14 protein-coding genes are annotated in these 14,722 nt (G+C 65.0%); 11 read left to right on the forward strand and 3 right to left on the reverse strand.

The window, feature by feature from the left end; all coding sequences use genetic code 11:
- The first annotated feature begins 46 nt into the window (after positions 1 to 46).
- Genes flhB through flhF form a run of 3 tightly spaced genes read left to right on the forward strand, consistent with a single transcriptional unit; the run spans position 47 to position 6,165 of the window.
- On the forward strand, positions 47 to 1,201 hold the full coding sequence (gene flhB, locus IB259_RS02780; protein ID WP_054456664.1) for a flagellar biosynthesis protein FlhB: 1,155 nt from the start codon (positions 47 to 49) through the stop codon (positions 1,199 to 1,201).
- Positions 1,202 to 1,204: 3 nt separating this feature from the next.
- Complete coding sequence (gene flhA / locus IB259_RS02785; RefSeq protein ID WP_054456665.1) at positions 1,205 to 3,325, forward strand: flagellar biosynthesis protein FlhA; 2,121 nt, start codon at positions 1,205 to 1,207, stop codon at positions 3,323 to 3,325.
- Positions 3,322 to 6,165 (forward strand): flagellar biosynthesis protein FlhF, encoded by a 2,844-nt coding sequence (flhF, locus tag IB259_RS02790; protein WP_192327440.1) that lies wholly within the window; start codon positions 3,322 to 3,324, stop codon positions 6,163 to 6,165. The genes flhA and flhF overlap by 4 nt, the downstream gene beginning before the upstream one ends.
- Before the next feature lie 107 nt (positions 6,166 to 6,272).
- Here the strand turns inward: flhF and IB259_RS02795 are convergent, their stop codons facing one another.
- From IB259_RS02795 to flgA, 3 genes are all read right to left on the reverse strand, one after another.
- Positions 6,273 to 6,752, reverse strand: a complete 480-nt coding sequence (locus IB259_RS02795) for a flagella synthesis protein FlgN (protein ID WP_054456868.1) — start codon at positions 6,750 to 6,752, stop codon at positions 6,273 to 6,275.
- 31 nt (positions 6,753 to 6,783) lie between these two features.
- Positions 6,784 to 7,077 carry a flagellar biosynthesis anti-sigma factor FlgM gene (gene flgM, locus IB259_RS02800; protein WP_054456667.1) on the reverse strand — a complete coding sequence of 98 codons (294 nt, stop codon included), beginning with the start codon at positions 7,075 to 7,077 and terminating at the stop codon, positions 6,784 to 6,786.
- Positions 7,078 to 7,206: 129 nt separating this feature from the next.
- Entirely contained in the window at positions 7,207 to 7,920 is a 714-nt protein-coding gene (gene flgA / locus IB259_RS02805; protein WP_125473406.1) for a flagellar basal body P-ring formation chaperone FlgA, read from the reverse strand.
- A 177-nt stretch (positions 7,921 to 8,097) separates the two neighbouring features.
- Here flgA and flgB point away from each other — a divergent pair, with 177 nt between their 5' ends.
- The 8 genes from flgB to IB259_RS02845 all read left to right on the forward strand — a co-directional run bounded on the left by flgB (position 8,098) and on the right by IB259_RS02845 (position 14,719).
- Positions 8,098 to 8,505: a flagellar basal body rod protein FlgB gene (flgB, locus tag IB259_RS02810; protein ID WP_054456668.1), complete on the forward strand. Its 408-nt coding sequence runs from the start codon at positions 8,098 to 8,100 to the stop codon at positions 8,503 to 8,505.
- A 23-nt stretch (positions 8,506 to 8,528) separates the two neighbouring features.
- A complete protein-coding gene (gene flgC / locus IB259_RS02815) occupies positions 8,529 to 8,948 on the forward strand; it encodes a flagellar basal body rod protein FlgC (RefSeq protein WP_054456669.1) in 420 nt (139 codons plus the stop codon).
- Positions 8,949 to 8,968: 20 nt separating this feature from the next.
- Positions 8,969 to 9,667, forward strand: a complete 699-nt coding sequence (locus IB259_RS02820; protein ID WP_054456670.1) for a flagellar hook capping FlgD N-terminal domain-containing protein — start codon at positions 8,969 to 8,971, stop codon at positions 9,665 to 9,667.
- A 71-nt stretch (positions 9,668 to 9,738) separates the two neighbouring features.
- Complete coding sequence (locus IB259_RS02825) at positions 9,739 to 11,238, forward strand: flagellar hook-basal body complex protein (RefSeq protein WP_192327444.1); 1,500 nt, start codon at positions 9,739 to 9,741, stop codon at positions 11,236 to 11,238.
- Positions 11,239 to 11,275: 37 nt separating this feature from the next.
- Positions 11,276 to 12,040, forward strand: coding sequence for a flagellar basal body rod protein FlgF (locus tag IB259_RS02830; protein WP_119452090.1), 765 nt, complete (start codon positions 11,276 to 11,278; stop codon positions 12,038 to 12,040).
- 65 nt (positions 12,041 to 12,105) lie between these two features.
- Entirely contained in the window at positions 12,106 to 12,891 is a 786-nt protein-coding gene (gene flgG, locus IB259_RS02835; protein ID WP_054456673.1) for a flagellar basal-body rod protein FlgG, read from the forward strand.
- Positions 12,891 to 13,580: a flagellar basal body L-ring protein FlgH gene (locus IB259_RS02840; RefSeq protein WP_119452089.1), complete on the forward strand. Its 690-nt coding sequence runs from the start codon at positions 12,891 to 12,893 to the stop codon at positions 13,578 to 13,580. The genes flgG and IB259_RS02840 overlap by 1 nt, the downstream gene beginning before the upstream one ends.
- Positions 13,581 to 13,582: 2 nt before the next feature.
- A complete protein-coding gene (locus IB259_RS02845; protein ID WP_054456675.1) occupies positions 13,583 to 14,719 on the forward strand; it encodes a flagellar basal body P-ring protein FlgI in 1,137 nt (378 codons plus the stop codon).
- The last annotated feature ends 3 nt before the right edge of the window (positions 14,720 to 14,722 follow it).

Below are 14,722 nucleotides of genomic sequence, written 5' to 3' on the forward strand. Positions count from 1 at the left end.
CAGCTCGTAATTCCAGAATCCGCGAGCCGCAACGACACCGCAGAGCATGGCCGAAGAAAGCGACCTCGAAAAAACCGAAGCCGCCTCTCCCAGGCGCCTGGAAAAGGCGCGCGAGGAGGGGCAGATTGCGCGTTCCCGCGAGTTGGGAACGTTCATGATGCTGGCGGCGGGCGTGGGCGCCATCTGGGTGGGCGGCAGCTCGCTCTACCGGACCCTGAGCGGCGTATTGCGCAACGGCCTGGCGTTCGATCAGCGCATCGTTCTCGATCCCGGCGTGATGGTCGAGCGTGCGGTGGAGGGTTTCGGCCAGGCCCTGCTGGTGCTGTTGCCGATTTTCGGGCTGTTGGCTGTCATCGCCGTGTTGTCCAGCGTGCTTTTGGGCGGCATCGTCATCTCGGGCAAGCCCCTGCAGTTCAATTTCTCCAAGCTCAGCCCCATTTCCGGGGTGAAGCGGATGTTCTCGTCACAGACGGTGGTGGAGCTCATCAAGGCGCTGGCCAAGGCCGCGCTGGTCGGCGGCGTGGCGGTCTGGGTCATCTGGCGCTACCACGACGACATGCTCAGCCTGATGCACGTGGCGCCATCGGCGGCGCTGATCAAGGCGCTGACGCTGGTGGCGATGTGCTGCGCCTTCATCGTGGCGTCGCTGATGATCATTGTCATGCTGGACGTGCCGTGGCAGATCTGGAGCCACCTGAAGAAGCTGCGCATGTCCAAGGAAGACGTGCGCCAGGAACACAAGGAAAGCGAAGGCGACCCTCACGTGAAGGCGCGCATCCGGCAGCAGCAGCGCCAGGCGGCGCGCCGCCGCATGATGGCAGAGGTGCCGAAGGCGGACGTGGTGGTCACCAACCCCACGCACTACGCCGTGGCCCTGAAGTACGACGAGGAAAAGAGCGGCGCGCCGCGGGTGCTGGCCAAGGGTACGGGCCTGATCGCAGCCAAGATCCGCGAGCTTGCCGCCGAGAACCGCATCCCCACATTGGAAGCGCCGCCCTTGGCGCGCGCATTGCATCAACACGTGGAGCTTGGGCAGGAAATCCCGTCCGAACTCTACACCGCGGTGGCAGAAGTGCTGGCGTGGGTCTTCCAGCTGCGCTCCTGGCGGGCCGGTTGGGGCGCCGAGCCGACGGCCCCGACCCGGTTGCCCGTGCCGGTCGAGCTGGACCCGCAAGCCAAAACCGCAGCACAAGGAGCTTAAGGAATGAGCGCTTTGCTCACCATGTTGAAAAGTAACGGGGCCACGCATGCGCGGCTGCTGGCAGGGCCCATCCTGATCGTGATGGTGCTGGGCATGATGGTTTTGCCCCTGCCCACGTTCCTGCTCGACCTGCTGTTCACCTTCAACATCGCGTTGTCCGTGATGATCCTGCTGGTGGCCATGTTTACGCGCAAGCCGCTGGATTTCGCGGCATTTCCGGCCGTGCTGCTGTTCGCCACGCTGCTGCGCCTGTCGTTGAACGTCGCTTCCACCCGCGTGGTGCTGCTCCATGGCCACACCGGGCCCGACGCCGCTGGCAAGGTCATCGAGGCCTTCGGCCACTTCCTGGTCGGCGGCAACTTCGCCGTGGGGATCATCGTCTTCGTGATCCTGACCATCATCAACTTCATCGTCATCACCAAGGGCGCGGGCCGTATCGCCGAAGTGGGCGCGCGCTTCACCCTGGACGCGATGCCGGGCAAGCAGATGGCGATCGACGCGGACCTGAACGCGGGCCTGATCGGCGAAGACGAGGCGCGCAAGCGCCGCGCGGAAGTCTCCCAGGAATCCGACTTCTTCGGCTCGATGGACGGCGCCAGCAAGTTTGTGCGCGGCGACGCCATCGCCGGCCTGCTGATCATGGCGATCAACATCATCGGCGGTTTGATCGTGGGCGTCGCCCAGCATGACATGTCGATGGGTGATTCGGCGCGCGTCTACACGCTGCTGACCATCGGCGACGGCCTGGTGGCCCAGATCCCGGCGCTGGTGATCTCGACCGCGGCGGGCGTGGTGGTGTCGCGCGTTTCGACCGACCAGGACATCGGCCAGCAGATTCTCAGCCAGCTGTTCTCCAACCCCAGCGTGCTGTTCCTGACCGCCGGTATCGTCGGCATCATGGGCCTGATCCCCAATATGCCGCACGTTGCATTCCTGACCCTGGCCGCCGCGCTGGCCTGGGGCGGCTGGATGCTGTACAAGCGACAAACCGCGGCAGCGGCCGCGGCGGCCGAGGTGCCGCCACAGGCGATTACGCAGGCGCAGGCCGCGGCGGCCGAGGCCAGTTGGGACGACGTGTCCATGGTGGACCAGCTAGGCCTTGAGGTCGGCTACCGCCTGATCCCGCTGGTGGACCACGCCCAGAATGGTGAACTGCTGCACCGCATCCGCAGCCTGCGCAAGAAATTCGCGCAGGACGTAGGCTTTTTGCCCCCGGTCGTGCATATCCGCGACAACCTGGAGCTCAAGCCCAACGATTACCGCATCCTGCTGTCCGGCGTGGAGGTCGGTCACGGCGTCGCCATGCCTGGCCAGTGGCTGGCCATCGACCCGGGCGGCGTGACCGTGCAGATCAAGGGCACGCCCACGACCGATCCCGCCTTCGGCTTGCCGGCGCTGTGGATCGACGGCAGTCTGCGCGATCAGGCGCAGGTGGCGGGCTACACAGTGGTTGATGCGGGTACCGTGGTCGCTACCCATCTGAATCACCTGATGCATCGTCACGGTTCCAATCTGCTGGGCCGCCAGGAAGTGCAGCAATTGTTGGACCGCATTGGACGCGATGCGCCCAAGCTGGTCGAAGATCTGGTGCCCAAGACCCTGTCGCTCACGGCATTGCAGAAGGTATTGCAGGGCCTGCTGTCGGAAGAGGTGCCGATCCGCGATATGCGCACCATCATCGACACCTTGTCCGAGCACGGTCCGCGCCTGGCGGCGCTGGCCGCGGGTACGGGCAGCCAGCCCGACATCAACGAACTGATCGCGCTGACGCGCCGTTCGCTGGGCCGCGCCATCACCCAGCAATGGTTCCCTGGAGAGGGCGAGCTGCGGGTGATTGGCCTGGACGTGAAGCTTGAGCGTGTGCTTTCGCAGGCGATGACGACCAGCGGCGGCCTGGAACCCGGGCTGGCAGATACCTTGCTGCGCGAAGCGCAGGCTGCGGTCGAACGCCAGGAATCGCAGGGCAACGCGCCGGTGCTGCTGGTGTCTCCGGTCTTGCGTGCGCCTTTGTCGCGCTTCCTGCGGCACCATCTGCCGCAGCTGGGCGTGTTGTCGAATACGGAAATACCCGATGAGCGCATGGTGCGTGTTACCGCGCTGATCGGCGGAGGTAATGGGGCATGAAGATAAGCCGATTTTTTGGGGCGAATAGCCGCGATGTGATGCGCCAGGTCCGGCAGGTGCTGGGCCCGGACGCGCTGATCGTGTCGAACCGCAGCGTCGATGGCGGTGTGGAGGTGCTGGCCACCGTCGAAGGCGCTTTTGACGATGTCGGCCATGAGGCCGCGCCGCGCCAGGACGCCGCGCCCGTCCGGCCGCCCGAAGCGCTGCCGCCTGCGGGCATGCGCTTCGATCTGCCTGAGCAGGCAGGGCGCGCGTCCACGCCTGTGATGCCGCAGGGCGGATATGCGACGCCGTCGCGTTCGATCGCCGCATACCAGACCGCCTACGCCTCTTCGACACAGCCTGAAGATGAGACGCCCCAGGTTGCTCCGATAGCGCCGCAGCCGGTGGCGCCGGTGCGCGTTGAGTTGCCATCCCTGCCGCCGTTGCGTCAGGTCCCCGCAGATCAGTCCGCCGCATCCGCTGCCGCGCCTGGCGCTTCTGCTGCATCATCCGCGTACGCTGCTGCGCCGGCTGGGCTGGCCCCGGCGGCGCCTGTGGCCTATGCGGGCGTCCCTGCAAGCGCAGCTCCGGCGCCTGCGGCTTTTACGCCAGCCGTACCCCAACCGGCGCCTGCGGCTTATGCGCCGGCTGCACCCCAATCGGCTCCCGCGCCTGCGATGGCCCGCATGCCGGACGCGCCGTTGCGCCAGCCGCCGGTCTTGCCGCCTGCGGCGATGCCGGCCGACACTGCAGCCGGACTGCAGGACGCCATCAGCGCGCTGCGTGGCGCGCTGGAAAGCCGCATGGACGGCCTGCTCTGGGGCGGCCGCCAAGGGCCAGGCCGGGAACCCGCGGGCGCGGCTCTGTTTCGCAGCCTGCTGGATGCGGGATTCAGCACCAAGCTGGTGCGTACCCTGGTGGAGCGCCTGCCGGAAGGAATGACGCCGGAAGCGGCGCTGAGCTGGGCCCGCAACGAACTGGTCACCCACCTGCCGGTGCTGCGTTCCGAAGATGAGTTCCTCGCCGGCGGCGTATATGCCCTGGTCGGCCCGACCGGTGTGGGCAAGACGACCACGCTGGCCAAGCTGGCCGCACGCTGCGTGGCGCGCGAGGGCCGCGAGCAGGTCGCGATGCTGACCACCGACAATTTCCGGATCGGCGCGCTGGAACAGCTGCAGATCTACGGACGCCTGATGGGCGTGCCCGCCCACTCCGTGCGCGACGCGGGCGAGTTGCGCCGCATCCTGGCCGAATTGGGCAGCCGCAAGATCGTGCTGATCGATACCACCGGCATCAGCCAGCGCGATCGCCAGGTGGCGGAACAGGCAGCCATGCTGTGCAATGCGGGCAAACCCGTGCGCCGGCTACTGGTGCTCAACGCGGCCAGTCAAGGCGACACGCTGGATGAAGTGGCGCATGCGTATCGCAATGGCGTGGGCGAGGATGTCGCCGGTTGCATCATTACCAAGCTGGACGAGGCTACGCGCCTGGGCGCGGCGCTGGATACGGCCATCCGTCATCGCTTGCCCATCCATTACATGTCGGTCGGGCAGAAAGTGCCGGAACACATGGAGCTGGCCCGCGCCGACGTGCTGATCGACCGCGCCTTCTCGATGGTCGAGCGCGCCCGCGCGCTGTACACCCCTAGCGAGGCAGACCTCGCTACGCTGGTGTCCGCGTCGCGGGAGCCGGAAAGCGTGGATCCAGCTCGCAAGCGGCAGTTGTTGGCGTCCGCCATCCTGCGTCCACAAGGCGGCGCGGGGTCCATCGAGGCCGCGCAGAACCTGGACGACGCGATCACCTGGCTGGAAAGCGATCCCGCCTGCGTGCAGGCTCGCGCATCCTGGCGCGGCTATGTCGGCGACAGTTCGGGCGCGAGCGTAGCCGCCTTGGGCGATGACCCCTTGGCGATGGTGCGTCGAGAGTTTTCCGCGGTTTGCGGACGGCACCTGCTTGCCATGCACGGCAAAACCGCCATGAAGGGGGAGGGCCTCCCGGGCGGGGCCTTGCTGGGCACGCTGCTGATGAGTGATCGGGGCACGGCTTTGGCGGCACCGGCGCAGCAATTGGTGCTGCCGCACGGCCTGTTGTCCTCCTTTGCGCCAGCGGCGCCGGCGCAGCCGGACGCGGCCCTGGCGCTACAGGCGCGAGTGGCCTGGCTGGCCGAGAAACTGGCGCGCGTCCCGGTCGTACACATGCTGGAAACCGGTACTTCCGCCTTGTGGCCAGCTTTGAACGAGCAGGGCGTTGCCTGGGTTGCGCGCAGCGCTGGCGGGCAGCGCGTCATCCAGGATGACTGCCCGACCAATCTGAATGCCGTGGGCAAGAGCGTGGGCTATCTGCCCGTCGGCCAACCTGGCGGCATGCCGGGGCTGCACAGCGTCCAGGGCAGCAAGCGCGTGCCCCTGGCGTTGTGGGCCTCAGGTACGGAAGTGATCCTGCCGGGCCGCAACGGTGGCGAGCCCGTCCGGCTGGTCTGCGCCCGGCTGATCGACACGGTCAGTGGTGAGGTGGCCGGACAGTTGTTCGGCATGACCAATCTGCCCGCGTCCCAAGCGGATGCCGCCACCGTGGCGCGCTGGCTGGTGCTGCAGGATGAGGCCAAGGCGGGGTTCCGCTATATGGCGAATGCGTGGCAGGCTTTGCCGGCGGTGGACGGCGCTCATGCCTTGGCGCGCCAATCGCTAATGGCCGGCCAGATGGGCGCGGCATGCTGGCAGCTGGCGCATACGCCGGCAGCGGAAGTGCTGCGCGGCCCCCTGTCGGGCATCATGGGAACGGATCGCAAGCTGTCCGGGCGCATGTTGCCTGTGGCTTTGCTGAAGATGTATGCGATGCTGGAAATGACGGCGGGGTGACGACGGCCGTTGTCGCAGTGGCTTTGCGCAAATATGTGATGGGTTGCGCGCGATAGCGAGGTGGGATCTTGCGCGCGAACTGGCGCGCTTTACCCATCCTGCCAGGTTCAACCAGCGACGATGGGCTTGCGGCCCGGGCCGCTGCGGGCGCCACGCCCGCGGGCGTCGTAAGTGGACACGGTGCCACCCGCCGCGCCCAAGCCGCGCAGGGCGTCCAGCGACTGCTGCGTGTAGCGCAGGTGCACGTCGATGAGCGCGCCGTTGCGCAGGTTGATTTCGTTGGCGGATGCCGATTTGCTGAGCAAAGCCTGCCAGACGCCGGACAGTTGCGGGTGCAGAACAGCCGCCTGCTCGGTGCCGGTGTGCCCGGCGGGCAGGCCAATTTCCGCGAGCAGGGAGTCCCGGACCTGGCTCAGGTCCACAAGCTTGCGGGCGACGTCGCCCTTGCGCTCGGTGATTTCCTGCAGTGTGCCGACGCTTCCCAAGCCCACCAGCACCTCGGTCTCTTCTTCCAGAATGGCGGAGAACTCGGTGATCAGGGCATCTTCCTGGCGCATGCAGGATTGCAGGGATTCGACGGTGCTCATGGTCATGCTGTTGGACTCGGGAGATTCGGGGTTACTTCAGCAAATCGCGGGCGCTGGCAATCAGACTGTCCGCGATGCGGCCGGTGTCGATCTTCAACTGACCCGATGCGATTGCCGCACGGATGGCGGCGACGCGTTCAACGTTGATGTCATTGGAGCCGTCCTGCAGCGCCAACAGTTTGCGCGACGCCGAGCTCAGCGCCACCTGCGAGCTGCTGGAGCCGCTGGCGCTACTGGCGCCATAGGCCTGGGCAACCGCCGAGTCGGCGCGGGGCGCGACGGCGTCAGCCGATAGGGGGCGGTTGGTGGTCGAATTGATCTTCAAGATTTTCTCCGCAGGGCGTCCTGGGTCGGTTGTGCGACGGTTTCGCCTACTTATGCCTCAGTAACGGCAGGGCCGGACGGAACTTTAGGGGCAGGCGGCGTGTTGGTGCAATGCGACATGTAACAACAATTACAGTTGTATTTCCACCAGGCCGGCGTTGCGCACCACGCCGCTGACCACTTGGCCGCCTGCGGTGCGGACCTGCACGGTTGCGCCAGGTGCGGCGTTGTCGAGCGCCTGGCCTTCGCTGCTGACGACGAAGCCCTTCCCGCGCGCGTTGATGCGGACGTTGGCGCCGCGCACCACCGATTGTGCGTTGCGCAATCCGGAACCCCGCACCGCTTGCCCCGCATTGATCCGGTGCACGGCCGACATGCCCACCACGGTTTGCGGATCTGTAATCGCGCCAGGGGGCAGGGAGACCAAATCGCCGTCTCTTGGAGCGAGGTCGTCCGGCGTCAGGGCCTGCCCCGCAGCAATCATGCGGGCGGCGACGTAGTAGTGGCCCGGCACGCTCACCGTCGCCTGGACATACGCCGTCCAGGGCTTGGGCGCGTTGCAGCGCACCCCGACCGTCATGCGTGAACGCAGTTTCATACCCGAGGGCATAAACGGGGACATGGCGTCGCAAGGCGCCAGGCGTTCCGCGCGCGGCGGGTCTATCGCGATCGAGGGCTGCCCTGGAAGGCCGGCCAGTTGATCCAGCAGATAGGTTTGTGCGGCAAGAGCGATCGCCTCGGGTGCCTGGACGGCGGCTTCCTGCCCCTGCGCGGCGGCCAGGGGCAGCAGCAGGGCTGCCAGGCAGCCTGCGCGCGCGCGGAGTCGGAGTGCGGATATTTTCATGATGGAGGAATTGTAGAAGTCCGCGGCATTCGGCAATACGTGAATTGGATGAGAAATGACGGGTTATTTGGCTGATTGTGTTGAGCCCCCGGCCCCTATGATGCCGTCATCCAATGGGATAACGGTCTGTCCGGCGTCCCTGGCTTTATCTGAATTGCAACGCACCAAGGCGCCCCGATGCTAGACAGGCTTAATGAAGATTTTCGGTTCTTCCAGCAGTCCCTGGGACTGCGCGCGCAACGCCAGGAAGTGCTGTCGTCGAACATCGCCAATGCCGATACGCCCAACTACAAGGCGCGCGATTTCGACTTCAAGACGGCCATGGCCAACGCCATGGAAGGCACGAAACGCCTGCCCGACACCGCGCTCACGCTGACTGCCGCTCGCCATATCCCGGCCAAGGCCGTATCGCAAGGTCCAACGGAACTCCTGTACCGCCTGCCGTACCAGCCGAGCATGGATGGCAACACGGTGGACATGGACATCGAACGCGTGCAGTTCGCGGATAACACCCTGCATTACCAAAGCACGATGCAGATGCTGTCTGGCCGTATCCGGACCATGATGGCCGCAATTCAGGAATGATTCTTTAAAGGGAGCGGCAGGCAATGTCCTTGTTGAGCATTTTCGATATCGCCGGTTCGGCGCTCAGCGCGCAATCGCAGCGCATGAACGTGGCGGCCAGCAACATGGCCAACGCCGACAGCGTGGTTGGCCCCGACGGCAAACCCTACCGCGCCCGTCAGGTCGTGTTCCAGGTGAATCCCCCGGCCGGCCAGGCGCTGGGCCAGGAAATCGGCGGCGTGCGCGTGGCTGGCGTGGTCGAAGACCAGTCCCCCTTGAAGCAGGTCTATGACCCGCAGCACCCCATGGCCGACGCGCAGGGTTACGTCAGCATGCCCAATGTCGACCCGGTGGCCGAAACCGTGAACATGATCGCAGCCTCGCGCTCTTACCAGGCAAACGTGGAAGTGCTCAACACCGCCAAGGCCCTGATGCAGAAGACCCTGACCATCGGCCAGTCCTAATTTCCGGAACCAGTTAATCCATGACCACTATCGACCAATCGACGAGCAAGACCGGCTTGGGCCTGGCTCAAACGGGCGCCAATAGCAGCAGCACGGCGCAAGGCCTGCAGGACCAGTTCCTGAAACTGCTGGTCACGCAGCTGCAGAACCAGGATCCCCTGAACCCGATGCAGAATGCCGAGCTGACCTCCCAGCTGGCGCAGATCTCCACGGTGGAAGGCATCACCAACCTGAAGAACACCATGCTCGCCATCAGCGGCCAGATCGACGTGTCGCAGTCGATGAATGCCGTGGCCATGATAGGCAAGGGCGTGCTGATTCCCGGCTCCAAGATCAAGTCTGGCGTGGATGCGGCAAATCCCGAGGCCCGCGTCGTCACGCCTTACGGTCTGGACCTGCAGGGCGATGCCCAGAAAGTGCAGATCCGCATTTCCGACGCCAATGGCGCGGTCGTGCGCACGATCGAAACGACAGACCAGAAGCCCGGCGTGTACACGCTGTCCTGGGATGGCAAGAACGATAACGGCATTGTGCTGGAACCGGGCGCGTACACCGTGTCCGTCCTGGCTACGGATGCCGATGGCAAGAAGGTGAATGCGGAAGTCCTGAGCTACGGCCAGGTCAAGAGCGTGGCGTACTCCACTGAAGGCCTGAGGCTGGATCTGGGCCTGGAAGGCCAGACCAGCATGCTGGACGTGCGCAAGGTGATCGGCGCCTGAAGCGGGCGCAATGTATCGGTGCCGGCGCAAGGGCGGCGGCTTCCCCTAGTTAAAGATTAGCGAGAACAAACATGGGTTTCGGACAAGGATTGAGCGGCTTGAACGCCGCAGCGCAGAACCTGGACGTCATCGGCAACAACATCGCCAACTCCGGCACGGTCGGCTTCAAGTCCGCCACCGCGTCGTTCGCCGACGTTTACGCCAGTTCGCGCGTCGGCCTGGGCGTGAAGGTTGCGGCCATCAACCAGCGCTTTACCGTGGGTACGGTGAACGGCGGCGGCGGCGAATACGACATCGCCATTGACGGCGCCAAGGGCATGTTCCGCGTAACCGACCAGAGCGGTGCGGTGATGTACACCCGCAACGGCGAATTCCTGGTCGACAAGAACAACTTCATCATCAACGCACAGGGCTATCGTCTGACGGGTTATCCGCCGGGCTCCGTGGGCGCGAATCCGGTGGAATTGCAGTTGCCTACTGCCAACGTGGCACCGAAGGCGACTTCCACTGGCACCACCGTGGCCAACCTGGATGCCAACGCGAAAGTCATCTACGAAACGGATACGCAAACCAAGGCGCCTGTCCTTGGGAAGGTCACGCTGGGTGCGGCGCCTGGCACTGTGTACACCTTCAGCCGAGATGCCACGGGTACCGCCAAACTGGAGGATACTGAGCCCGCCGGTGGTGGGCTGCCCGCCGCGGGCTCCACCTTCACCGTCGGTACGGAAACGGTAACCGTGGGCGCGGGCGGAGTTATTACGAGCGGTGATCTGTCGAAGATGGGGGCGTTCACGGAGTACACGGCGGCTGTCGTCGAAACTGGCAAGCCGTTCGACCCGAAGCTGTCCAACACCTATACCAACGCCTCGCCGATGACGGTGTTCGACTCGCTGGGCAATTCCCATCAGGTCATGCAGTACTTCGTGAAGCGCCCCGCAGCTACTGCGGATACCAGCACGTACGACGTTTACTACACGATCGACGGGCAGGCCATGGCGCCGACCACCGAAGCGGGCGGAGTCTGGGGCAACCCGCAGAAGTTCACCTTTAACAAAGCCGGCGTGATGACCAGCGCACCTGTCGTCAACCTGTCCTTCGCCAACCCGGGCGGCGGCACCACGCCCGCAGATCCGATCAACATTGCGATGAACTACGCCGGCACCACACAGTTCGGCAGCGCCTACAAGCTGGTAGCCAAGCCGGACGGATACGCTTCCGGCGAGTTCAGCGGCATCAACATCAGTGGTGACGGCAGCATAGTGGCGAGCTACACCAACGGCGAGACCCAGGTCGTCGGCACCATCGTGCTGGCTGACTTCTCCAACCTGCAGGGGCTGCAGCCCGTGGGCAACAACGCCTGGACGGAAACCTCCGCCTCCGGCCAGCCCATCCTGGGCCAGCCCGGCACCAACGGCCTCTCCAAGGTCGTGGGCCAGGCCACTGAGTCGTCCAACGTCGACATGAGCAAGGAACTGGTCAACATGATCATCGCCCAGCGCACGTACCAGGCCAACTCGCAGACCATCAAGACCCAGGACGAAATCATGCAAGTCCTGATGAATCTGAAGTAAGCCGGGCAGGCACGAGACGACACCGACGGAATAGGCAATGGACCGTATCATCTACACCGCCATGAATGGCGCGGCGCGCATCACCGAGCATCAGGCCGCGCTTTCCAACAACATGGCCAACGTGAACACGGCGGGTTTCCGCGAGCAGATCGCGCTGTACCGCTCCGTGCCGGTCACGGATGGGACGAGTCTGCCCACGCGTGTTTCGACGGTGGCGTCCACGCCGCGCAACAGCTTCCAGATGGGCAATATGCAGACCACGGGCCGGGACCTGGACGTGGCGCTGTCCAGCGAGCGTGGCTGGATCGCCGTGCAGACGCCGCAGGGCGAGGCGTACACCCGCGCCGGCAGCCTGCAGGTCGGCATCAATGGCTTGTTGCAGACCTCGTTGGGCCAACCCGTGTTGTCGGACCAGGGCGGCCCTATCGACGTGCCCGACCAGGCCGCGCTGACCATCACCGCGGACGGCACCATTACCGCCATCGGCGCAGGCGACGCGCCGAACAACATCCTGAACCTGGGCCGGATCAAACTGGCCAGCCCGCAGAACGAGCAGCTGGTGCACGGCGACGATGGCGTCTTCCGCATGGCGCCCATCAATGGCCAGCCCGCGCCTCCGGTGCCTGCCGACCCCAGCCTGCGGCTGTTGTCGGGCGTGCTGGAAGGCAGCAACACCAATCCGATGGCGGCGATGGTCGGCATGATCGCCAACGCCCGCCGCTTCGAGCAGCAGATGCAGGTGATCCAGCAGTCGGACCGCAACGCCGAGCGCGCCAACGGCATCCTGTCGGTAAGCGCGTGATACGGCAACTGAACTAGAAACATTTTTTGCGCGCGGCCGGGCCGCGGCACCAGGAGTACTTCATCATGATGCGTTCGTTGTGGATCGCCAAGACGGGTCTGGAAGGTCAGCAGACCTCCATGGACGTGATTTCGAACAACTTGGCCAACGTTTCGACCAATGGCTTCAAGCGTGGTCGCGCCGTGTTCCAGGACCTGATGTACCAGACGCTGCGTCAGCCTGGCGCCCAAGTCGGCGACGCTACCCAGCTGCCGTCGGGCCTGCAACTGGGTACCGGTGCGCGCGTGGCCGCGACCGAGCGCATTCACACCGCCGGCAATCTGAACAACACCGGCAGCGAGATGGATATCGCCATCAATGGCCGTGGTTTCCTGCAGGTCGAACTGCCTGACGGCACCCAGGCCTACACCCGCGACGGCGCACTGCAACGCGACCAGAACGGCCAGTTGACGACCGTCAGCGGCTACGTGATCCAGCCGCCGATGAACATCCCCGACAATGCGCTGTCGATCTCCATTGGTAACGACGGCATCGTTTCGGTGACGCAGCCCGGCGCCGCTGGCATCAACGTGCAGATCGGCCAGCTGCAGATCGCCACGTTCATCAACCCCACCGGCTTGCAGAGCGTCGGCGAGAACCTGTACCTGGAGACCGACGCTTCGGGACCCGCCAACCTGTTGCAGCCTGGCGTGGACGGCGCCGGTTCGATCATGCAGAAGTACGTTGAAACCTCCAACGTCAACGTCGCTGAAGAGCTGGTCAACATGATCACCACCCAGCGCGCCTACGAAATGAACAGCAAGGCCGTCAAGACCTCGGACGAAATGCTGGCCCGCCTGACCCAACTGTGATGCCCATGTCTGTCCTGCGCCTGGTATCGAGTGCGGCCCTGGCTATGCTGGTGGCCGGTTGCGCCATGATCCCGCCCGAGCCCATCGTGACCGGGCCGACGACGGCGGCGCCGCCGCCGCCGCCCACGCCCATGGCGCAGCCCACGGGCTCGATCTATCAGCCGACGACCTACGGCAACTATCCCTTGTTCGAGGACCGCCGGCCGCGCAACGTGGGCGATATCGTCACCATCGTCCTGAACGAAAAGACCAACGCTTCCAAGAACGTCGCCACCAACACCAACCGCAGCGGCAGCGCTTCCCTGGGCATCGCCGCCGCGCCGTCCTTCATGGATAGCTGGGCCAATGCCAACCTGAACACGGACGCCAAGGGCGGCAATGTGTCGCAGGGCAAGGGCGACAGCACGGCGAACAATGCCTTTACCGGCACCATCACGACCACGGTGGTGGGGGTGATGTCCAACGGCAACCTGCAGGTCGCGGGCGAAAAGCAGATCGCCATCAACCGGGGCAGCGAATTTGTGCGCTTCTCCGGCGTAGTCGATCCGCGCTCCATTACCGGCACCAACACCGTGTCGTCCACGCAAGTGGCCGACGCCCGCATCGAGTACCGCAGCAAAGGCGTCATGGACGAAGTCCAGACCATGGGCTGGCTGCAACGCTTCTTCCTGATCGCTTCGCCGTTCTGAACATGAAACAACCGAATCCGATATCCGCCTTGGTGTCCTTGTTGGCGCGCGTCTGCATTTCGGTCGGGCTGATAGCCGGCGCGGGTGCGGCGCACGCCGAACGGCTCAAGGACCTGGCGTCGATCCAGGGCGTGCGGGGCAACCAGCTGATCGGCTATGGCCTGGTCGTGGGTCTGGATGGCAGCGGCGACCAGGTGCGGCAGACGCCGTTCACGCAGCAAAGTCTGACCAATATGTTGTCGCAGCTCGGTATCACCGTTCCGCCCGGCAGCAATATGCAATTGAAGAACGTGGCCGCGGTCATGGTCACGACCACGCTGCCGGCTTTCGCCCGTCCGGGCCAGACGTTGGACGTGGTGGTTTCGTCCATGGGCAACGCCAAGAGCCTGCGCGGAGGCACATTGCTGATGACCCCGCTCAAGGGGGCCGATAGCCAGGTCTACGCGATCGCCCAGGGCAATATCCTGGTGGGCGGCGCAGGCGCCTCCGCCGGTGGCTCCAGCGTGCAGATCAACCAGTTGAATGGCGGGCGCATCAGCGCGGGCGCCATCGTAGAGCGCGGCGTGCCCACCACGTTCGCGCGTGACGGCTACGTTTATGTGGAACTGAACAATACCGATTTCGGCACGGCGCAGAATGTGGCCATGGCGTTGAACCGCAAGTTCGGCCAAGGCACCGCCACTGCGCTGGACGGTCGCGTGGTGCAGGTGCGCACACCGATGGATCAGGCTTCGCAGGCGCGCTTCCTGTCGCAACTCGAAGACTTGCAGGTGGCGCGCGCGCCCACGGTGGCCAAGGTCATCATCAATGCGCGCACGGGTTCGGTCGTCATGAACCGCACCGTCATGATCGAAGAAGCCGCCGTGGCCCACGGCAATCTGTCGGTCATCATCAATCGCCAGAACCAGGTATCGCAGCCTGACACGCCTTTCACCGAAGGGCAGACGGTGGTGGTACCCAATACGCAGATCGAGGTGCGTCAGGAGAACGGTTCCCTGCAACGCGTGAGCACCAGCGCCAATCTGGCGGATGTGGTCAAGGGCTTGAACGCCCTGGGCGCCACGCCGCAGGACCTGCTGGCGATTCTGCAGGCCATGAAGACCGCCGGCGCCTTGCGTGCCGAACTGGAAATCATCTGACGG

Origin of the sequence: Achromobacter sp. ACM04, assembly GCF_014851465.1 — a bacterium.
Classification (GTDB): domain Bacteria; phylum Pseudomonadota; class Gammaproteobacteria; order Burkholderiales; family Burkholderiaceae_B; genus Achromobacter; species Achromobacter aegrifaciens.

Excerpts from the sequence above, each read along its gene's own strand:
- flhB (WP_054456664.1), top strand. The coding sequence starts at position 47 with ATGGCCGAAGAAAGCGACCTCGAAAAAACCGAAGCCGCCTCTCCCAGG.
- flhA (WP_054456665.1), top strand. The coding sequence starts at position 1,205 with ATGAGCGCTTTGCTCACCATGTTGAAAAGTAACGGGGCCACGCATGCG.
- flhF (WP_192327440.1), top strand. The coding sequence starts at position 3,322 with ATGAAGATAAGCCGATTTTTTGGGGCGAATAGCCGCGATGTGATGCGC.
- IB259_RS02795 (WP_054456868.1), bottom strand. The coding sequence starts at position 6,752 with ATGAGCACCGTCGAATCCCTGCAATCCTGCATGCGCCAGGAAGATGCC.
- flgA (WP_125473406.1), bottom strand. The coding sequence starts at position 7,920 with ATGAAAATATCCGCACTCCGACTCCGCGCGCGCGCAGGCTGCCTGGCA.
- flgB (WP_054456668.1), top strand. The coding sequence starts at position 8,098 with ATGCTAGACAGGCTTAATGAAGATTTTCGGTTCTTCCAGCAGTCCCTG.
- flgC (WP_054456669.1), top strand. The coding sequence starts at position 8,529 with ATGTCCTTGTTGAGCATTTTCGATATCGCCGGTTCGGCGCTCAGCGCG.
- IB259_RS02820 (WP_054456670.1), top strand. The coding sequence starts at position 8,969 with ATGACCACTATCGACCAATCGACGAGCAAGACCGGCTTGGGCCTGGCT.
- IB259_RS02825 (WP_192327444.1), top strand. The coding sequence starts at position 9,739 with ATGGGTTTCGGACAAGGATTGAGCGGCTTGAACGCCGCAGCGCAGAAC.
- IB259_RS02830 (WP_119452090.1), top strand. The coding sequence starts at position 11,276 with ATGGACCGTATCATCTACACCGCCATGAATGGCGCGGCGCGCATCACC.
- flgG (WP_054456673.1), top strand. The coding sequence starts at position 12,106 with ATGATGCGTTCGTTGTGGATCGCCAAGACGGGTCTGGAAGGTCAGCAG.
- IB259_RS02840 (WP_119452089.1), top strand. The coding sequence starts at position 12,891 with ATGCCCATGTCTGTCCTGCGCCTGGTATCGAGTGCGGCCCTGGCTATG.
- IB259_RS02845 (WP_054456675.1), top strand. The coding sequence starts at position 13,583 with ATGAAACAACCGAATCCGATATCCGCCTTGGTGTCCTTGTTGGCGCGC.